The following is a 20,348-nucleotide window of genomic DNA, read 5'->3' on the forward strand; positions in this document are numbered from 1 at the left end:
CCCTTGCACCCGCTGCTTGCCGCCGAGACCGGCACAGTCCGCAAACGATGGAAGGGCCGCCAGCCAGCGGCCCTGCTCTATCCCAACACCTACCCCTTGGCCGTCTCCAACCTTGGCTGCCAGATTGTTTACCGCCTGCTGAACAGCGCGGACGAAATCGTCTGCGAGCGTTTTGTTTATCCCCAGAACCAAGAGCCGTTCCGCTCGCTGGAATCCGACCGGCCCCTTTCTGATTTCCCCTTTGTTTTCGGCTCGATCAGCTTTGAGCAGGATTATCCCCGCTTGGCCGCCATGCTGGCCGCAGGCGGCATTCCGCCCTACGCTGCTGACCGCAGCGGCCCGCCTGCGCCTAGCAGCCCGTTGGTGATCCTTGGCGGAGTCGCGGTCTTTATGAACCCGGAGCCGCTGGCCGCTTTTGCTGATCTGATGGTGATCGGCGAGGCCGAGGCCGTGCTGCCGCTGCTGCTGCCGAAACTGCTTGCCGCAGCCAGCAGAGACCGGCGGGCTTTGCTGCACGAGATCGGCGCGACGATTCCCGGCTGTTACGTGCCGGGCGGCTACAGTTTCCGGTATGACGACGAGGGCCGGGTGCTGGAAATATCTGCCGCGCCAGGCCTGCCAAAACGGGTGCGCCGCGCTGCTGTGACGACCGCAGATCAGGCCGCGCATTCCGAGCTGCTGTCGCCGGAAGCCGAGCTGAACATGCACATGACCGAGCTGGGGCGCGGTTGCAGCCGGGGCTGCCGCTTCTGCGCCGCCGGTTTCATCTACCGTCCGCCCCGGCTTTGGGACGCGGAAGCGGTCTTGGCCGGACTGGCGCAGAGGCCCGCAGGCGTTGACCGCGCCGGGCTGCTGGGCATGGAAATGGCCGATCCGGCCACGCTCGACCGCATCGCCGCCTTTCTCAGTGAAACCGGCTGCGCCCTTTCTTTTTCCTCGCTCCGAGCTGACCGAATTTCGCCCCGCCTGCTTGAGCTGCTGTCCCACTCCAAGCTCAAATCAGCGGCCATCGCCCCGGACGGCTGCTCGCAGCGGCTGCGGCAGGTGATCAACAAGGGCTTGGCCGCAGAAGATATTCTCGCCGCCGCCGCCGCCCTGACCGAGGCGGGAATCTTCACCCTCAAGCTCTACGTCATGGTCGGCATGCCCACAGAAAGCAGGGCTGATCTGGATGAATTCATTCACTTAGTGCGGCAGGTGCGGGAGACGATGCTGCCGATTGGCCGGAAAAAAGGGCGGCTCTGCGAGCTTGTCCTTTCCGTCAACAGCTTTGTGCCCAAGCCGTGGACTCCCTTCCAATATCTGTCCTTCGGCGGCGCGGATGAAGGAAGCGACAAGGCCGCCCTGCTGCGTTTGAACAATGTGATCAAATACTTGAAAAGCGGTGTGGCTGGTCTTGACAATCTTCAGTTCAAAGCCGACCGACCGGAAAACGTCCTGCCGCAGGCGGTGTTCGCCCGCGCCGACCGCCGCATTGCCCCGGTGCTCTTGGATATCGGCACCGGAAAATTGTCGTTCAAACAGGCGATGAAGGCGCACGGCCTGTCCGCGTGGCAATACGCTGTCCGGCCCAGAGCGGCGGATGAGCTGTTCTGCTGGGACGTGCTTGATCAGGGCATCAGGAAAGACTATCTGCGCCGGGAATTAGAAAAAGCACTGCACGCTGAAGCCACTCCGCCCTGCGAAACCTCGCGCTGCCGCCGCTGCGGGGTGTGTGAATAACAAAGATGACCTTTGGGAATGATATGAAAAATCATCTTTATTACGGCGATAATCTCAAAATTCTCCGGGAATACATCCGGGACGAGAGCGTTGATCTGATTTATCTTGATCCGCCTTTCAACTCAAACCGCAGCTATAATGTCCTGTTCAAAGATGAAAGCGGTCGGGATTCCGAAGCCCAGCTCACCGCCTTTGAGGACACGTGGCATTGGGACATGGCTGCTGCGGCAGTTTATGAAAAGATCGTCACATCAGCTCCGGCCAATGTGGCGACCATGATTGGCGCGTTGCGGGAATTCATTGGTGCCAACCAGATGATGGCGTATCTGGTGATGATGACAGCGCGGCTGCTTGAACTGCACCGTGTTCTCAAACCAACCGGAAGTTTGTATCTGCATTGCGATCCAACTGCAAGCCATTATTTAAAAATAGTGCTGGATGCGATTTTTGGGATTGAAAATTATAAAAATGAAATTATTTGGCAAAGGATCAATGCAAAAGGGAATGTGCAAAAGAAATTTGGTGCTGTTCATGATAGTATTTTATTTTATGCTAAAAAAATCGGAACAGAACAGTGGAATCAAGTGTGCAGGTCGCTAAACCCTGAGTATGTAGAAAAGACATATCGTTACATTGAGGAAGAAACTGGAAGACGCTATATGTCAGACAATTTAACAGCATCAATGTCGAGAGCATCATCTGGGCAAATTTATGAATGGAAGGGTAAAAAACCTCCAGCAACCAGATGCTGGGTGTATGCAAAAGAAAAAATGGAAGAACTTGACAGGCAAGGGCGCATTCTTTATTCCAAAACAGGCTACCCTCGTTTTAAACGATATCTTGACGAGAATGCAGGAGAAAAAATTCCTGATATATGGACAGATATTCATATAGCACAAGGAAAAGAAAGTCTCGGCTATCCCACGCAGAAACCTGTTGCTCTTCTTGAAAGAATTCTTGAAGCCAGCAGCAATGAAGGAGATATTGTTCTCGATCCGTTCTGCGGCTGCGGCACCACTATTCATGCGGCGCAAAAGCTGAAACGCCAGTGGATCGGCATTGACATCACGCATCTTGCTATTGCATTGCAAAAATACCGCTTGAAAGATGCCTTTGGAATTGTTGAGAAATATGATTATGATGTGGTTGGAGAGCCGGAAAGCCTTGCAGATGCGCGGCAGCTTGCCAGCGATGACCGCTACCAGTTTCAATGGTGGGCCTTGTCACTGATCCAAGCACAGCCTGCGGGTGGAGAAGCTGGCAGCAAGCAAGGAAAAAAAGGAAAGGACAGAGGAATTGACGGCATCATCACCTTTATTGACGATGCCAAAGGCAAGCCGAAATGCCTGATTGTGCAAGTGAAAAGCGGCAAGGTCAAAAGCGGCGACATTCGTGATCTTGTTGGCACAATTGAACGTGAGAATGCCGCTGTCGGTGTGTTCATCACCTTGGAAAATCCAACCAAAGACATGAAAACTGAAGCTGCCTCAGCAGGATTTTATCATTCTCCAGACTGGAACCGAGATTATCCAAAAATTCAAATTATGACTATTGAAGAATTGCTCGCAGGAGCGGCTGTGCAAATGCCTGGCAAGGCTCAAACTTACAAAAAAGCGCAACGGGAACGAGAAAAGATAGGCATTCAGAAGAAATTGTTTTGATAATTTTTTTTTGACACAATGAATTTATTTGATGACCTGCTCACTGGAATGAGCAATGTGATCTACAACGGCTGTCTGCCTTCACAGCGGCACGACCAGCTTGCAGGCGAGCTGATCAAAGCGCGGTTGCTAAAGGCATCGGATCGCTTTGACCAAGCTCTTGTGAGCATCAATAACACGCTCAACCGCCTGCCGAATCATCCAGAAGCACTTTTCTTGAAGGCGCAGATACTCTGCGACGGCTTTGCCGATTATCCAGCGGCAGCAGCTTGTTTGAGAAAAGTTATCGCAATGAAATCCGTTAAGGATGAGACTATCCGCCGCTGGTCGCAAAATTTATTGCTGGATATTTCTCAGCAGATGCGGTTAAAAAACAACATTTCCTAAGCGTCCTTACTCCGGTCGCAGCGTCAGATGCTCCATAATGTACCGCCGCCGCTCCGGGGTGTTTTTACCCATGTAGAATTCCAGCACCGGGCGCACCTCCGATAGGCTTTCAATGCGCACCGGCTGCAAGCGCATGTCTGGGCCGATGAACTGCTTGAATTCCGGCGGTGAAATTTCGCCCAAGCCCTTGAAGCGAGTCACTTCCACGTTGCCGCCGCCCGCCTTGAGGACGCGCACCGCCTCGTCTTTCTCCCGCTCCGAATAGCAATAAACGGTCTGCTTCGTGTTCCGCGTCCGAAAAATCGGTGTTTCTAAAATATAAACATGCCCTTGCCGGATCAGCGCGTCAAAATATTGCAGAAAAAAGGTCAGCAGCAGATTGCGGATATGCAGGCCGTCCACATCTGCGTCTGTCGCAAAAATGATCTTGTCGAAGCGCAGACCATGCGCGGACTCCTCCACGTTCAGACTCTGCATTAAAGCGTACATCTCCTCGTTCTTGTAGAGCAAATCGAGCTTCTGGCCATGCACGTTCATCGGTTTGCCCTTCAGCGAGAACACCGCCTGCGTAAGCGGGTCGCGGGAAGAGACGATGGAGCCTGCGGCGGACTGGCCTTCGGTGATGAAAATCATGTTCTCCTCGCCGGGCCGCGAGGGCTTGCCGGGCTGCGGATGATATTTGCAGTCCTTGAGCTGAGGAATTTTGAAGGCGACTTTCTTAGCCTGCGCTTTGGCCTCCTTGCGCACGGTTTGCAGCTCCTTGCGCACCCGCTCGTTGCGCTGGGCCTTGGCAAGAAGGATTTCCGCCGTCTCCGGGTTTTTATACAGATGCGTCGCCACCGCATCCCGCACCGCGTTGACGATCCACGCCCGGATGTCGGTGTTGCCTAATTTATTCTTAGTCTGCGATTCAAAGACTGGCTCCTGCACCTTGACCGCGAGAATGCCGACCAAGCCTTCGCGCACATCCTGGCCTGTGTATTTTTTGCCGGAAAATTCATTCACACCTTTAAGAATGCCCTCGCGGAAGGCAGAAAGATGCGTTCCTCCTTCAGAGGTATAAGTGCCGTTGACGAAGGAATAATAGGTTTCGCTGTATTCATCCGTGTGCGTGAAGGCGAATTCGAGAGCCTGCTCTTTGTGCTCAATGGCCGGATAAATGCCGCCGTCGTCCAGCTCTTTGGTTAAAAGATCGGGCAGACCTTTTTTGGAAAAATATTCCCGCGCAGGCTCGTCCGACCAGTTCAGGCGCAGCCGCAGTCCGGCGTTAAGATAGGCATAGCGCCAGAGCCGCTGCTCGATATAGCTGAGATCAAAATTGAAATCAGGAAAAAGCTGCTTGTCTGGCAGAAATTCCACCAAGGTGCCATCCGGCTCGCTGCTTGCGCCTTCTTCTTCCTGCACCAGTACGCCATAAGCAAAAAACGCCTTTTTGCAGCGGCCTTCCCGGTGCGAACAAACCATGAACTGCTCGGATAACGCATTGACCGCCTTGGTGCCCACGCCGTTCAGGCCGACGGAGAATTGGAAAACTTCCGTGTTGTATTTCGCGCCAGTATTGATCATGGAGACACATTCCACCACCTTGCCCAGCGGAATGCCCCGGCCAAAGTCGCGCACCCGGCAGCGGCCCTCCGCGCTGACCGCGACCTCAATTTGTTTGCCGCAGCCCATGATAAACTCGTCCACGGCGTTGTCGGTCACCTCTTTCAGGAGGATGTAGATGCCGTCGTCGGGGTCAGAGCCGTTGCCGAGGCGGCCGATGTACATGCCGGGCCGCTTGCGGATGTGCTCCAGCGAGCTGAGTGTCTTGATTTTCGATTCGTCGTACTGGTGCTGTTCGGTCACGTTTTTTTGACAATTGGAGAAATTCAGGATAGAGTGAACTAAGCAGGGTACAATGTATCTGTGTGGAACGGCAAGTTAAAAAAATTGAACTTTTAATTTTTCCGTCAACCGCAAGGTGGGTAAAAAATAACCGCGAGGTTGCGTAAAAAATACCCACGATGTAGGATGAAGCATCTGCCCCTGCCGGAAGCTGCAAGAAGATATCGTGCGCTTTCAGCTAAATAGCAGGTGAAAAATTGCAAGTGCCGCTGCAGTGAAACTGGCATGGAATTTGCAATTACCAAATCAAGCGAACGTAAGAGGCTCCTGATGAATATGGCACAGAATACAGGAAGAATTATCATTGCCGCTGCGCTCGCAGCCAGCGTGGCGCAAACTGCCAGTCTGTATGCTGCTCAAGAAGCTCCGCCGTGCGACAAATCATCTGGCTATTGCCTTCTTCCTGACAAGAAGGCGGCGGAGAGAGAGCGTTTGCTGCTTGAAAGCAAAAAAGCCGCGCTGAAAAATTTAGTCTCAAGGCAGGCAGCGGATTGCGCCTTAATAGGCGAAGTCGGCAGCAGCCCGACCTTGTCTGCGAAATTAGCAGGTGAGCTGTTCAGTCTGCGCAAGCAAATCGTTATCAAGGCGCAGGAAAGCGGTCTGCTGCTTCAGCTTCCCTCCATTGTAATGGAGTTTATGGGAAGCTGCGGCCTGAAAAAAGACTGGAATCAGCTCTGCGGCGACCACGGCAGTGTGCTCCGCAACTCAGGAATCCCGTATCGGAAAGGGATATTTGCAGTGTTGGCGCAAGAATCCTGATCGCAGTAATCAAGCTCAACCCGGATGCCCTGGCAGGTTTACTCCTCCTTTTTTTCCTGCCGGGGTGTTTTAAGATTTGCTGTGTTTATCCGGCTCCGCCTCAATATTCCGGCAGGTTTACTCCTCCTTTTACCCTGCCGGGATATTGTTCTGCACTAAAAGTGCAGCTGACTTACTCACACCCGGATGTCTCGGCAGGTTCCTCCTCCTTTTTTCCTGCCGAGGCATCTTTTTTCACATCATATTCTCCGGGTCCACATCGACCGTGAGCCGCACTTTTTTCCCGCAGATTTTTCCTTTTTCCAGCAGGAGCTGATCACACAGCCAATGCAGCACTTCCGGCTGCGCTCCTTTCAGCAGAAGCTGCCAGCGGAAACGTTTTTTCAGCAATGAAAGCGGAGCCGGAGCCGGGCCGAGAATGTCCGCAGGCAGGCTGTCCTTGGTGACAGCCGCCCGCAGCAGAGCCGCCGCCGCCTTGGCAGCCTCCTCCACCTGCAATTCATTTTCCCCGCTGAAACGGATATTTATCAGTCTGCCAAAGGGCGGATAGCCGAGCATGGAGCGCAGAGCAATTTCTTGCTCATAGACGGCGCGGCAGTCATGCGCGCGGGCCGCTGTCAGCACGTAATGCCCCGGCTGATGGGTCTGAATGATGACTTTGCCCGCCTGCTCGCCCCGGCCTGCCCGGCCTGTCACCTGCGCCAAAAGCTGAAAAGTGCGCTCCGCCGCCTTGCAGTCAGGCAGACTGAGGCCACTGTCCGCCCAGACCACGCCGACCAGCGTCAGCTTGGGAAAATGCAGCCCTTTGGCCGCCATCTGCGTGCCGATCAGAATATCAATCTCGTGCTCACGCACCTGCCGCAGCAGGCTGATCTGCGCCCGCCGGTCTGCGGTCGCGTCGCTGTCCAAACGGGCTGCTCTGGCCTGCGGAAAAAGCCGCCGCACTTCTGCCTCCACCCGCTCCGAGCCAAGACCAAGCCCGGCCACATCGCCTGAGCCGCAGTCCGGGCAGATGATGTCTGGTCGGAGCGAATAGCCGCAATAGTGGCAGATGAGCTGGTTGCGGCCCCGGTGCAAGGTCAGCGAAACCCGGCAGTTGCGGCAGCGCACCACCGCGCCGCAGTCACGGCAGAGCATGAAGGCGGCGTAGCCCCGGCGGTTGACAAAAAGCAGGCTTTGCAGGCCATTTGCCAAATTTTCCTTCAGCGCGGCCAGCAGGCGGTCAGAGAAAAACCAGTCCTTCCGCCCGCGTTTTTCCTTGCTCAAATCAACTAATTCTACCTGAGGCAGCACTTGGCCGCCGATGCGCTTGGGCAAGGTCAGCAGGCGGTATTTGCCCTGCTCGGCATGATACAGGCTGCTGACCGACGGCGTGGCCGAGCCGAGCAATGCCGGACAGGAGGCGAAGCGCGCCCGCAGCACGGCCATGTCACGGCCATTGTAGCGCAGGCTATCGTCCTGTTTGTAGGCCGCCTCGTGCTCCTCATCCACAATGACCAAGCCTAAGCTGGAGAAGGGCGCGAAAACCGCTGACCGCGCCCCGACCACGATTTTCGCCTCGCCCCGCAAAACCCGCTGCCACTGGTCGAAACGTTCGCCAGGAGTCAGGCCGCTGTGCAGCACCGCCAGCCGCTCGCCAAAGCGGGGATAAAACTGGCCTTCCATCTGCGAGGCCAAGGCCAGCTCCGGCACGAGGACCAGCACATTTTTCCCCTGCGCCAGACAATGCTCCGCCGCCCGCAGATAGACTTCGGTTTTGCCGCTGCCAGTCACGCCGTGGAGGAGAAATGTCTGAAATGCGCCTGCGTCAATCGCAGCAATGACTGTATTGACCGCCGCCGTCTGCTCCGCCGTCAATTCCGCCGGGCGGTCAGAATACGGCAGCAGTTCGCCGAAGGGATCGCGATAGACATGCAGCTCCTCCAGCGTGATCAAGCCCGCAGCCGCTAAACCCTTTAAGGCCGTGCCTGCGCCGGAATAGAGCTTGGTCAGCTCGCGGCGCGGCATGACCGGCCTGCCGCCGCAGTGCTGATAAAACAGCTCCAAGGTTTTCTGCTCGGATTTTTTCAGCGCGGCGGCTGCTTGATCGGAGCGAGGGGCGCAAAGGCGGACAACGGTTTCCGTCTTGGCTTTGATCGTCGGCCTGCTGGAAGTTCCAAACAGCCGGGCAGGCAAAGCGGTGCGGATCACCTCGCCGAGCGGATGATGATAATACTCCGCCATCCAGCGGAAAAATGGAACAAGCGCGGCAGGAAAAATCGGATATGCGTCAAGGCAGTCAGCGACCGCCTTGATTGCAGCAGGCACGCTGTCATTTTCAGGAAGCTGCGCCAGCACATAGCCAGTGATAAGGCGGCTGCCTAACGGCACTTGCACCCGCACACCAATCGGCAACGCGACAGGATAACTGTAGGTCAGGCTGCCGGGAACCGGCGCGGCGACAGCAATTTCGTGCAGCTTCAACTGCTCAGGGGCAGGATGTTTTGCAGCTGCCGGGGCAAACATCAATCAGATGCTGCCGGAATGCCTCTCCCAAAACAGGATGACTCATTGCCACATCCACAATTGCTTTCAGATAACCGAGCTTATCCCCTGCGTCGTAGCGGCGGCCTTGGAATTCATAGGCGTACATGCCGCGCCGCCGGGATAGTGCTTGCAGCGCGTCGGTGAGCTGAATTTCGCCGCCGTGGCCAGGCGTGGTGGTGCCGAGAATATCAAAAATCTCCGGCATCAGCAAGTAGCGGCCAATGATCGCCATATCTGAATCAGACACGCCCGGCGCGGGCTTCTCCACCATCCGGCTGATTTTGTAGGTGCGCTCATGCTCGGTCGCGTCGCCCTCAACTATGCCGTAGCTGCGTGTCTGCTCCATCGGCACCCGTTGAACAGCGACAATAGATTCTCCGATTTGCTCATAGAGATCGAGCATCTGACGGCAGCAGGGTGTTTCGCTGCGGACAAGGTCGTCGCCGAGCAGCACAAGAAACGGCTCGTCGCCCACCACCTTGCGGGCCATCCAGATGGCGTGGCCTAAGCCGAGCGGCTCTTTCTGCCGCACCGAAACCACGTCAATCAGATTGGAGATATGGTGCAGCTCGGCCAGCAGTTCCTGCTTGTTTTTCTGCCGGAGGACGCTTTCCAGCTCGTAATCGTAGTCAAAATGTTTCTCTATCGCCGACTTGCCGTCCGAAGTGATCAGAATAACCTCTTCGATGCCGGAGGCCACCACCTCTTCCACGATGTACTGAATCGTGGGTCGGTCAATGATGGTCAGCATTTCCTTGGGAATAGCCTTGGTGGCGGGCAGAAAACGGGTGCCGAGACCAGCGACCGGAATGACGGCCTTGCGTATCTTTTTCATCGCGCTCCTGTGCGTTTCGTGCGGGAAAACCGGCAGATTCCGGCTGGCTGATATGTACCGCATCTGTGCGGCAGAGTCAATGCCGAGTCAGCAGCAGGGCGGCCCATTCCTCCTCATAAGCTGACTGCCGCACCGCAAGTCCGTGGCTGCTGTACACGCGGATGATGCTCTCCTCCTGTGCGCCGCGCAGGATGCCCGCCAGCACCACGTTGCCCTGCGCTGTCAGTCGGCCTGCGATAGCCGGAGCCATTTCCACCAGCACATCATGCAGGATATTGGCGCAGATCAGATCGAAACTGCCGCTGATCTCAGATAACGGCGTTGCGGCGGCGGCAACCGTGCTGGCCAAACCATTGCGGGCAATATTTTCTGCCGCCGCCCGGACAGCTTCCGGGTCGTTGTCAATGGCTGTAATGCGCTGCGCTCCGAACAGAGCGGCGGCCATTGCCAGAATGCCGGTGCCGGTGCCGACATCCAGCACTTTGTTCGGCGGAACCATTTGAAAACAATGCTGAATCAGGCTGAGAGCCAGCTTGGTTGAGGCGTGCTGGCCGGTGCCAAAGGCCATGCCCGGATCAATCTCCAGCACCTGCTCGCCGGGCTGGACAGCGTAATGCTCCCAGCTTGGCTTGATGATCAGGCCGGGCACAATGGCGAAGGGTGTGAAATACTGCTGCCATGAAGTGGCCCAATCCTCATCGGCAAGAACCGAGCAGCTCATCTGCGGTGCTGGCAGGCCATAGGCAGCGAACAACTCGGCCAGCTCCAGCTCAAGGCGGCGGAACAGTTCTTCCCGCTCGGCCTCGTCGGCAAATTGAAAAAAGCCGCTGACCGTGCTCAATCCGTCTTTGACCGGAGCCTGTTCCACTGCCGAGCCGCTTAACACGCCAAGCAGGTCTGTGGCAGCCTCCAAGGCTATTTCCGGGCAGGATAAAGTGGTTTTCAGCCAGCTAGGTGATGATGGTGTAGTCATTGTCAAAATTGCAGATTAAAGAAAAATTGTTGCTGCAGACCGCTTGGCATGATTTTTGCTTGATCATTTTGAACGGCAACGTGAACGTATTAAAAAACGTGCGCCGTCTGTCCGCTCGGAGCCATGCAGCGGGAGGAGCCGCAGGTTCCGGGCCTTTGCAAAGGAGCTGTTATGGAGCAGAGCTACGATTCATTCTGCCTTATCGCCATTGCTGCTGGCCTTGCGTTGATTTTAGGGCTGAGTTTGATTGCTGCGTTTTGCTTTCCTGAAAAGAAGAAAAAATAACGCGGCCTGCTCTCAGCGATGAACACAGTTTCTGGGTAAAAATTGCGCAGCGGTGCGTAAAAATTGCCTGCCCGCAGTTTTAATCCTTTATGCCCCAGTCTGCTGAAGTCACCGGCTTTAAACCGTGAGCCGCCCGCGCCCGGTTGCAGTCCTCATTGACCACGCCGTCTTGCAGGGAAGGCGGAAATGCCCGGCAGACCGAAGACCGCTGTTCGTAAATGCTGCACGCCACCTCGCTGCCGATTTCGCCGCTCAGGGCGACGCAGCGCGGCTGCGGCCCGCGTGTGCCCTTCATCTGCACCAGGAAATCGTTAATTTTTTCGGTGAGCTGCTCTGGCACACCGCCGGGTGTGCCTGCCGAGGTTTCCGCCCAATAAAAAGAGGCGCGGAAAAATGCGCAACAGGCACCGCAAGTCAGGCAAGGAGTGCGGACAGGTTTCATGCGGGTTCCTCACAAAAAACGGAAAGGCCGCTGCTGAAGCGGCTGAACACGGGCAAGGATAGAGTGCGCCGCAGCCACAGTCAAGGGGAAAAATTTCTTGCCGCGCTCTGGTTGAATTTGCTATAAGATGGGTTGACTGTCGCCTGTCTTGAGCCGCCTTTGCCCCTTGTGTCGATGTCCCGCCGCAAACACTCAGCCCCTGATGCGCCGCCGCATGACCAGCGCGAGCCACGCATTATCTTTGCCTTCCAGCTCAGTTTGAGCGGCATCCTTGGCATTGGCGCGGTGTTGTTTTGTCTGTTTCTCTGGATGTTCCTGCTCGGCATCTGGGCCGGAAAGACGTTGTTGCCGCAATACCCTGTCCCGCCTGCCGCCGCGTCATCTGCGCCTATCAAAAATAAAATGCCAGAAAGCAGTGCCCCGCCGGTCGCTCCAGTTCAACCTGCACGTGCCGAGCCGCCTCCGGCGCGGCCAGCAGCAGCGGAAACGCTGCTCATCCTGCCCACAGAACGGAAAAAACGGATTGCGCCGCCTCGCGCCGCAGAGGAAACGCGATGAAGGTGCTGCTTTACGCTGTAGCCCTTGACCAAACAGCGGCTGCGGGGTACTCTGCATAATTTTCGCGGCACAAGCCGTGTTCACCAGCCACTTTCATTGGAAATGCCGATCATGAACGGAACCGCCAATTCCGCCGCCAGCAAAATCCGTCCGGCTCACATGGGCGATGTCAAACCGATCCACGGCCTGCTGCAGCAGTTCGCCAGCAAAGGGCTGCTGCTGGGCCGCTCGATCAGCTCGCTCTATGACCAGCTCCGTGACTTTGTTGTGTATGACGACGGCGGGGTGCAGGGAGTCTGCTCGCTGCATATCTGCTGGGAAAATTTAGCCGAAATCCGCTCGCTGGCTGTTGCGGAGAGCAGTCATGGCCAAGGCATAGGCCGCGCGCTGGTCAGAACCTGCCTGAAGGAGGCGGAGAGCCTGGAGATCAGCCGTGTCTTCACCCTCACCTACCAAGGCGGTTTTTTCCGCAAATTAGGCTTTGCGCCTATTGAAAAAAGCCAGCTGCCGCATAAAATATGGAGCGACTGCATTCAGTGCCCAAAATTCCCGGACTGCGACGAAGAAGCGCTGATCTGGACCAACGACTAATCCTGGCGGCGCGGAGCTGAACAGTTCTGTGCTGCGGAGAGCAAGCATGAGCATATTGACCAAGATATTCGGCAGCAAGAACGACCGCGACATCAAAGCGCTGCTGAAAACGGTCGAGCAGATCAACCGGCTGGAGCCGTCGGTGGAGCCGCTCACGGACAGCCAGCTGCGGGACAAGACCGCTGCGTTCAAAGAGCGCTATGCGGGCGGCGAGACCTTGGACAGCCTGCTGCCCGAAGCCTTTGCCGTCTGCCGCGAGGGCGCGAAACGGGTGCTGGGCGAGCGGCATTACGATGTCCAGCTCATCGGCGGCATGGTGCTGCATCAGGGCAAAATCGCGGAGATGAAGACCGGCGAGGGCAAGACGCTGACCTCGACCGCCGCCGTGTATCTGAATGCCCTCAGCGGCAAAGGCGTGCATGTGGTCACGGTCAACGACTACCTTGCCCGCCGCGACGTGGAATGGATGGGCCAGCTCTACCACTTCCTCGGCCTGAGCACCGGGGCGATCCTGCATGGCATGGACGACCAGGCCCGCCGCGATGCCTATGCCGCTGATGTCACCTATGGCACCAACAACGAGTTCGGCTTTGATTATCTGCGCGACAACATGAAGTTCGCTCTCAGCGACTACTGCCAGCGCGGCTTCAACTTCGCCATTGTCGATGAGGTGGACTCGATCCTGATTGACGAGGCCCGCACGCCGCTGATCATCTCCGGCCCAGCAGAGATGTCCACCGACCTGTACCGCAAGGTGGACGCGATCATGCCGCGCTTCCGCGAGGAGGAGCATTACACCAAAGATGAGAAGGCGCGGCAAGTGCTGCTCACCGACGAGGGCGTGATGCAGGCCGAGCAGATGCTGGAGGTGGACAATCTCTACGATCCGCGCAACATCGGCTGGCTGCATCATGTCAACCAGGCCCTGAAGGCGCATGTCCTCTTCAAAAAGGACGTGGACTACATCGTCAAGAACGGCGAGGTGGTGATTGTGGACGAGTTCACTGGCCGGACGATGGAGGGCCGCCGCTGGTCGGACGGCCTGCATCAGGCGGTGGAGGCCAAGGAAGGGGTGAAGATTGAGAAGGAGAACCAGACGCTGGCCTCGATCACCTTCCAGAACTACTTCCGCATGTACAGCAAGCTGGCGGGCATGACCGGCACAGCCGACACCGAGGCGGCGGAGTTCAAGAAGATCTACAATCTTGACGTGGTGGTGATTCCCAGCAACCGGCCTGTGGCGCGCATTGACATGGCTGACGTGATCTACAAGAATCAGGCTGCCAAGTACCGCGCCGTTGTCCGGGAGATTAAGGAGCTGCATGAGAAAGGCCAGCCCGCGCTGGTCGGCACCATCTCCATCGACGTGTCCGAGCTGATCTCGGACATGCTGAAGAAAGAGGGCATCCCGCACGAAGTGCTCAACGCCAAGCAGCACGACCGCGAGGCCGAAATCATCGCTCAAGCAGGACAAGTCGGCAAGATCACCATCGCCACCAACATGGCCGGACGCGGCACGGACATTAAACTCGGCCCCGGCGTGCGTGAGGCGGGCGGCCTGCACATCCTCGGCACCAGCCGCCACGAGTCCCGCCGGATTGACAACCAGCTACGCGGACGCTCTGGCCGTCAAGGTGACCCCGGCTCCTCCCGCTTCTATCTCTCGCTGGAGGACGACCTGCTCCGCATCTTTGGCGGCGACCGCCTGACCTCGATCATGAACCGCTTGGGCATGGAGGAGGACGAGCCGATTGAGCATTCGATGATCTCCAAGGCCATTGAGAACGCCCAGCGCAAGGTGGAGGCTCACAACTTCGACATCCGCAAGCACCTGCTTGAGTACGACGACGTGATGAACAAGCAGCGCGAGGTCATCTACACCCAGCGGCGCGAGGTGCTGGAGCGCGAGGATATTTCCGAGATCATCCGGGAGATGGTCAGCGACCTTGTGGATGGCTTGGTGGACAGTGTGATTGAGGAGCGCAAGCCCTCGGAGGACTGGGACTGGCTGCCCTTTGAGGAGAAGGCGGCGGAGCTGTTCAATCTCCAGCTTGGCTGGCTGCCTGTGGAGCGGCATGAGATCAGCCAGGACAAGCTGCGCGAGCTGCTGCTGAATGCCGCCCAGCAGGCCTACCGTGAGCAGGAGGAGCGCAACGGCATGGAGCAGATGCGCCATCTGGAGCGGATGATTCTCCTGCAAGTGGTGGACACACTGTGGAAAGAGCATCTGCTCAACATGGACCACCTCAAGGAAGGCATCGGCCTGCGCGGCTACGGCCAGAAGAACCCGCTCGACGAGTACAAGAAGGAAGGCTTCGACATGTTTGCCAGCATGATCGAGGCGGTCAAGGGGCAGACGATCAGCAACCTGATGTACGTCCGCATTGTTCAGGAAGATGACGTGGCCCGGATGGAGGAGGAGCAGCGGCGCAAACGCGAAGAAGAGCTGGAGCGGATGCTGCTGGCCAATGCCTCGGAAGACGAGCACGCAGCACCGGATGAGGCGGAACGGGTCAGCCGCAACGCGTCCTGCCCCTGCGGCTCCGGCAAGAAGTACAAGAAGTGCTGCGGTGCCTTGGGCTGATTCGCGTCCAGCAAGCTCCCTGAGATTATGCAATCAGCCATCATCCAAGATGACTTCATTGAGCTGTGCAGCCTGCTGAAGCTGGAGAACATGGCTGCCAGCGGCGGCGAGGCCAAGCAGCTCATCAGCAGCGGGCTGGTGCGAGTCAACGGCGAGCTGGAAAGCAGAAAGCGCAGAAAGCTCGTGCCCGGGGATGTGGTGGAATGCGGCGGGCAGCAGGTCAGGATTGCCAGATGAACCGTCTCTGCGCCGCCGCATTCCTGCTGGCCGCTCTGCTCGTCGCCGGGTGCCGCCAGCAGCCAAATGCCGGACCAACGCAGCTCACTGCTGTTATAGTCAGTGAATACCCGCACGACCAGACCGCCTTCACCCAAGGGCTGGTCTGGGATACAAATGCAATGTACGAAAGCACTGGCCTGTTCGGCCAGTCCTCGCTCCGCCGGGTTGATCTCGCCAGCGGCAAGGTGCTCCAACGGCGCAATTACGGCAGCCAGTTTTTCGCCGAAGGGCTGGCGGTGTTCGGCGACAGCCTGTATCAGCTCACGTGGAGCAATGGGGTTATTTTCCAATATGCCAAGGACAGCTTTGACCTGCGCCGCACCTTCCCGTGGCCGCACGAGGGCTGGGGTATCACTCACGACGGCAGCAGCCTGATCATCAGCGACGGCTCGGCAACGCTGTATTTTCTCGCCCCGGACGACATGAGCGAGCGGCGGCGGGTCACTGTCCGCGACAGAGGCCGGGAAATCACCCGCCTCAACGAGCTGGAATACGTCAACGGCTCTGTTTATGCCAATGTCTGGCATGAGGAGCGGATTGCGGTGATCAATCCGGCGGACGGCGCCGTGACCGCGTGGATTGACCTCTCGGCGGTCTGCGCCCGGATGCGGAGCGGCAACCCGGAAGCGGTGCTCAACGGCATTATGTATGATGCTGCCGCAGACCGGCTGATCGTCACCGGCAAACTCTGGCCCGCCCTGTTTGCGGTCAAAACTGTTCCCATCGGGCAGAACCAGCCCTGATCATTCTTTTTTCACGTCGGTGTTTGCTTTTCTCCGCCGACGTTGATAAAATGGGCCAATCTTTCACCTGTAGCCCGGAGTCGGCTCTGCGGCGAAAACGCGACCAATCAACAAGGAGCTTTTCATGTTCGATCAGGACATACTTCCAGCATATACTTTTGATGATGTTCTGCTCGTCCCGTCCGCTTCGGAAGTGCTGCCGTCCGAGGTCTGTCTCGCCACGCGGCTGACCGACACCATCTATCTCAACGCCCCGTTGGTTTCCGCCGCGATGGACACCGTGACCGAGCACCGCACCGCAATTGCGATGGCCAGGGCGGGCGGCATCGGCATTATTCACAAGAATATGTCGATTGAGGAGCAGGCGAGGGAAGTCCGGCGGGTGAAAAAATCCGAATCCGGCATGATTGTCGATCCGGTCACGGTGACTGAGGAGCAGACGGTGGCCGAGGTCGAGGAAATCATGGCCTCGTGGCGGATATCCGGCCTGCCGGTGCTGCGCGGGGGCAAACTGGTGGGCATCGTCACCAACCGCGACCTGCGTTTTGTCTCCAGCGGCGAGCTGCGGGTGAAAGACGTGATGACCAGCAAAAATCTCGTCACCGTGCGCGAGGGCATCAGCCATGAGCAGTGCAAGGCCCTGCTGCATGAGCACCGCATTGAAAAGCTGCTGGTGGTGGATGAGCACGAAAACCTGAAAGGTTTGATCACCATCAAAGATATAGAGAAAATCAAGCAGTATCCGCTCGCGGCCAAAGACAGCAGCGGCAGACTGCTGGTCGGCGCGGCCATCGGCGTGGGCGCAGACATGCCCGACCGCACCGAGGCGCTGGTGCAGGCCGGAGTGGATGTGCTTGTGCTTGATTCCGCCCACGGACATTCGGCAGGCGTGCTCCAAGCCGTGCGCGAGGTGCGGGCTTCTTGGCCGGATGTGCCGGTGATTGCCGGCAATGTGGCCACCGCTGAAGGCACCGCCGCCCTGATTGAGGCCGGAGCCAACGCAGTGAAGGTCGGCGTGGGGCCTGGATCGATTTGCACCACCCGCATAGTCGCCGGTGTCGGCGTGCCGCAGCTCACCGCCTTGCAGAATGCGGTCAGGGCGGCGAAAGAGAAGCACATCCCGATCATCGCCGACGGCGGCATCAAGTTCTCCGGCGATGTCTGCAAGGCGCTCGGCATCGGCGCGAGCAGCGTGATGATCGGCTCGCTCTTCGCAGGCACAGATGAAACGCCGGGCGAAACCTTCCTCTATCAGGGCCGCAAATACAAGGGCTACCGGGGCATGGGTTCGCTCGGCGCGATGCAGCAGGGGTCCAGCGACCGCTATTTTCAGAAGAAGAGCAGCGAGCCGTCCAAATTGGTGCCGGAAGGCATCGAGGGCCGGGTGCCGTATCGCGGCCCGATTTCTGAGATGATTTATCAGCTCCTCGGCGGTCTGCGCTCTGGCATGGGCTACTGCGGCGCAGCCTCCATCCCGGAGCTGCACCGCCGGGCCAAGTTTGTCCGCATCTCGCCCGCAGGCCTGCGCGAGTCGCACGTCCACGACGTGATCATCACCCGCGAGGCACCCAACTACCGCACTGAGGGGCTGTAGCCTGTAGCAGGGGCGGTTCGCGAACCGCCCCTACACCCGCACCATCTCCCCGCCACCTGCTCCACCTCCACCAGCCTTCGTTTATAGCCAGTTTTGGTGATTCCCGCCTGTGCGGCGGCCAGATGCTCCGCTGCTGTGCGGCCCAGAACGGCTTTGCCGGAAGCAAGAGCGAGCCTGGCGGCCTCCAGATGGCAGTCAATGAGGTGCAGCTGCATTCCGCCGCGCTGGGCGATGTCTTCACATTCCTGCAAATCCTGTTCCGCAGGCGGAAACTGCGCTGCCCAGCGGCAGCACGCGGCGCGGGCAAGCAGTCCGAGCGGCAAATGATGCTCCGTATCCGCTTCCCGCAGGCCATCAACCGCCTGATCAAGCCATTCAACGGCCCGGCGGATTGCTTCAACGGCTCTGACGGGCGGTTGAACGGCCCCGCAGGTCTGTTCAACGGCTCGGCGGATGCGTTCATCGTATCCAGCGATACGTTCATCGCCTCGGCGGATAGGTTCTACGCATCCGCTGATAGGTTCACCCGCTCTGGATGGCGGTTGAACGCAGGCCAAGTCCGGTGCAAGGCCAGGAATGACAGGCAGGCCAGCTTGCGCAATTGCTTCCTGCACAGCGGCGCGGCCTAAAGAGAGTTTGTCCAAGGCTATGTCTAATAACGCTCTATGTTGTTCCGCCCATTGCAGCGTCTTCTCCGCCCGCTCGCGCACTTCAGGCCATGCGCCGCCCGCCAGCAGTAGGTCGCAACAGCGAAATCCCCATAACGAATAGAGCAGGTCGTAGTGTGGCTGCAATTCCTGCAGCATTTTTTCCGCCTCAGCGAACAAGGCATGGCTCTCAGCCAGTTCTCCGGCCTGATGCAGGGCATCGGCGAGCGCAGTGCGCCTGCTTAGACTATGAATATTATTACCACTCTGATCAGCAAACTTTATGCTTTGTCGTCCAATTGCAACCGCTTGGGCAACTTCCCCAATAGTTAGGTGAAGTTCGCTGAGGTTGTTGGCATCTTGTGAGGCATTCTTCCACTCTTTCTGCCGGATCTGCATTTCCATAGCTGCCTGCATAGGCTCTACCGCTTCATGTAAACGACCCAAGGCACGCAGGCAAAAGGCAGCCAAGCTAAGAATAACCGCCTTGGCAGCATCGGTTAATCCTGCGGCAGGCATCCTCCACGGTTCGCTAAAAAAATGGGTCAGCACTGCCAAGTTGGCAGAAAATGCGCCGATTTTTTGGCAGAGATGATTGTTTTCAGCTCGTTGTATCCTTGGCCAATACACTTCTTCCAGTGTTTGTTGGTGCATTCCCGCCGCGCAGCCATGCCGCACCGCCGCAAACAACGGCTCCATCTCCTCCAAGGTGTCGGGCAACGCCTTGGCTGCGGCCTTGAAGTGCTCGTACAGCCGGACGTGCGCCTGCCGCCAGCTTTCCGGGTGCAGCTCGGCCAGCCGCTTGCCAAAATACTGGCGCACCAGCGGGTGAGTGTCGAGGTTCTGCGGCTGGTCCGGGCGGACGGTGTTCAGCAGCCCTTGCTTGCGCAGCCTTCCGCAGGCGGCGCGGAACACCCGCTCATCGCTGATCATGTCGCCGCACGGCTGATTCCCTTCTCGCCCAAGCAGGTTGCGCAGCATTTGGCGCATCCGCCCGCACATTGTCATGCCGCTGAAATGCAGAATGCCCTTCTTTCGTAAAAAGGACATGACCTCCGCAGAAATCGGGCGGTCGAACAGGCCCATGCAGAAAAGAATCTGCAATTCTGGGCGACCGATCAGCTTCCGTTCATGTCCGGCCATCACCTTGAAGGCGTGGCGGCTGCCATAGGTTTCTTCCGGGAACTCGGTCAGCTCGCGGAGCGTGTACTGATTGAGAATATGGCCATGCTCGTATTCAGTTAAGTAGGTAGCCAGCAGAGTAAGCGACAACGCATGGCCGCCGTAGGCTTTCACCGTGGCGGTTATCTCCGCGTCTTCGCCCTTGATTCCAGCATGATGGAACAAGGCCAAGCCCGCTTCTTCGGAGAGCGGCTTCAGCTCGTGCTGGCGCTGATGCGGCCTGCCGTTCAGCTCCATCACCTGCTGGCGGGAGGATATGAGCAGGAGGCCGTTGTTGTCCGCCGCAAGCTGCGAGCACAGGCTGATGAGGCCCTTGTCCTTCAGCGCGCCGTTCATCGCCCCGCCCAAGGGATATTGGAGCGGCTCCAGGCCGTCGAGCAGCAGCAGCGTGCGCTGGCGGCGTACCAATTCAGCCAATTTCACGCCACGGTCATGCTCCGAGCGGATCGGGCTGCCGTCATGACCGAACCAGGCAAGGGCGTGGTCGAAGAATTCAGCCGCTGAAGCCTGCTTGTCCTCGCTCGATCCCTGCGAATAAAACGACCAAACGTACACCGCAGCCGCGCCGTGCCACCGCTCATCGTCAATCCACTTCCGCAGCAGCGATGTTTTGCCCGCGCCGCCCATCGCAGTGAGCACGAGAACGTTGCTGCCGTCCTCCTGCCAGGCCCGGTCAATCAGCGCAAGCTCGTC

At 57.9% G+C, this 20,348-nt stretch carries 16 protein-coding genes; 10 read left to right on the top strand and 6 right to left on the bottom strand.

Annotation, left to right across the window (positions count from 1 at the left end; genetic code table 11):
• Positions 1 to 3 precede the first annotated feature (3 nt).
• The 3 genes from ACNKH6_RS08255 to ACNKH6_RS08265 are packed head-to-tail and all read left to right on the top strand — an operon-like array spanning position 4 to position 3,770.
• Positions 4 to 1,722 (top strand): radical SAM protein, encoded by a 1,719-nt coding sequence (locus ACNKH6_RS08255; RefSeq protein WP_417915077.1) that lies wholly within the window; start codon positions 4 to 6, stop codon positions 1,720 to 1,722.
• 23 nt (positions 1,723 to 1,745) lie between these two features.
• Positions 1,746 to 3,383 (top strand): DNA methyltransferase, encoded by a 1,638-nt coding sequence (locus ACNKH6_RS08260; RefSeq protein ID WP_417915078.1) that lies wholly within the window; start codon positions 1,746 to 1,748, stop codon positions 3,381 to 3,383.
• Between the two features lie 48 nt (positions 3,384 to 3,431).
• Positions 3,432 to 3,770 (top strand): hypothetical protein, encoded by a 339-nt coding sequence (locus ACNKH6_RS08265; RefSeq protein ID WP_417915079.1) that lies wholly within the window; start codon positions 3,432 to 3,434, stop codon positions 3,768 to 3,770.
• Between the two features lie 6 nt (positions 3,771 to 3,776).
• Here ACNKH6_RS08265 and ACNKH6_RS08270 read toward each other — a convergent pair whose 3' ends face one another.
• Entirely contained in the window at positions 3,777 to 5,618 is a 1,842-nt protein-coding gene (locus ACNKH6_RS08270) for a DNA topoisomerase IV subunit B (protein ID WP_417915080.1), read from the bottom strand.
• Positions 5,619 to 5,927: 309 nt separating this feature from the next.
• Between ACNKH6_RS08270 and ACNKH6_RS08275 the strand changes: the two genes are divergently transcribed.
• Positions 5,928 to 6,416, top strand: coding sequence for a hypothetical protein (locus ACNKH6_RS08275; protein ID WP_417915081.1), 489 nt, complete (start codon positions 5,928 to 5,930; stop codon positions 6,414 to 6,416).
• Between the two features lie 234 nt (positions 6,417 to 6,650).
• Here the strand turns inward: ACNKH6_RS08275 and priA are convergent, their stop codons facing one another.
• The 4 genes from priA to ACNKH6_RS08295 all read right to left on the bottom strand — a co-directional run bounded on the left by priA (position 6,651) and on the right by ACNKH6_RS08295 (position 11,477).
• On the bottom strand, positions 6,651 to 8,879 hold the full coding sequence (priA, locus tag ACNKH6_RS08280; protein WP_417915082.1) for a replication restart helicase PriA: 2,229 nt from the start codon (positions 8,877 to 8,879) through the stop codon (positions 6,651 to 6,653).
• A gap of 4 nt (positions 8,880 to 8,883) precedes the next feature.
• Positions 8,884 to 9,777, bottom strand: coding sequence for a UTP--glucose-1-phosphate uridylyltransferase GalU (gene galU / locus ACNKH6_RS08285; RefSeq protein ID WP_417915083.1), 894 nt, complete (start codon positions 9,775 to 9,777; stop codon positions 8,884 to 8,886).
• A gap of 76 nt (positions 9,778 to 9,853) precedes the next feature.
• Entirely contained in the window at positions 9,854 to 10,750 is an 897-nt protein-coding gene (locus ACNKH6_RS08290) for a 50S ribosomal protein L11 methyltransferase (RefSeq protein ID WP_417915084.1), read from the bottom strand.
• A gap of 364 nt (positions 10,751 to 11,114) precedes the next feature.
• Entirely contained in the window at positions 11,115 to 11,477 is a 363-nt protein-coding gene (locus ACNKH6_RS08295; RefSeq protein WP_417915085.1) for a YkgJ family cysteine cluster protein, read from the bottom strand.
• Positions 11,478 to 11,651: 174 nt separating this feature from the next.
• Between ACNKH6_RS08295 and ACNKH6_RS08300 the strand changes: the two genes are divergently transcribed.
• From ACNKH6_RS08300 to guaB, 6 genes are all read left to right on the top strand, one after another.
• Positions 11,652 to 12,035 carry a hypothetical protein gene (locus tag ACNKH6_RS08300; RefSeq protein WP_417915086.1) on the top strand — a complete coding sequence of 128 codons (384 nt, stop codon included), beginning with the start codon at positions 11,652 to 11,654 and terminating at the stop codon, positions 12,033 to 12,035.
• Between the two features lie 111 nt (positions 12,036 to 12,146).
• Positions 12,147 to 12,626, top strand: a complete 480-nt coding sequence (locus ACNKH6_RS08305; RefSeq protein WP_417915087.1) for an N-acetyltransferase — start codon at positions 12,147 to 12,149, stop codon at positions 12,624 to 12,626.
• Between the two features lie 46 nt (positions 12,627 to 12,672).
• Complete coding sequence (secA, locus tag ACNKH6_RS08310; RefSeq protein ID WP_417915088.1) at positions 12,673 to 15,210, top strand: preprotein translocase subunit SecA; 2,538 nt, start codon at positions 12,673 to 12,675, stop codon at positions 15,208 to 15,210.
• 27 nt (positions 15,211 to 15,237) lie between these two features.
• Complete coding sequence (locus ACNKH6_RS08315) at positions 15,238 to 15,447, top strand: RNA-binding S4 domain-containing protein (RefSeq protein WP_417915089.1); 210 nt, start codon at positions 15,238 to 15,240, stop codon at positions 15,445 to 15,447.
• Complete coding sequence (locus ACNKH6_RS08320; protein ID WP_417915090.1) at positions 15,444 to 16,232, top strand: glutaminyl-peptide cyclotransferase; 789 nt, start codon at positions 15,444 to 15,446, stop codon at positions 16,230 to 16,232. Before ACNKH6_RS08315 ends, ACNKH6_RS08320 begins: the two co-directional genes overlap by 4 nt.
• A 124-nt stretch (positions 16,233 to 16,356) precedes the next feature.
• Positions 16,357 to 17,826, top strand: coding sequence for an IMP dehydrogenase (guaB, locus tag ACNKH6_RS08325; protein WP_417915091.1), 1,470 nt, complete (start codon positions 16,357 to 16,359; stop codon positions 17,824 to 17,826).
• Here guaB and ACNKH6_RS08330 read toward each other — a convergent pair.
• Positions 17,805 to 20,348: hypothetical protein (locus ACNKH6_RS08330; RefSeq protein ID WP_417915092.1), on the bottom strand; the 2,544-nt coding region annotated here is incomplete at its 5' end. The two genes, guaB and ACNKH6_RS08330, sit on opposite strands and share 22 nt — an antisense overlap.

The organism is Candidatus Electronema sp. JM, from assembly GCF_048287415.1.
Taxonomy (GTDB): domain Bacteria; phylum Desulfobacterota; class Desulfobulbia; order Desulfobulbales; family Desulfobulbaceae; genus Electronema.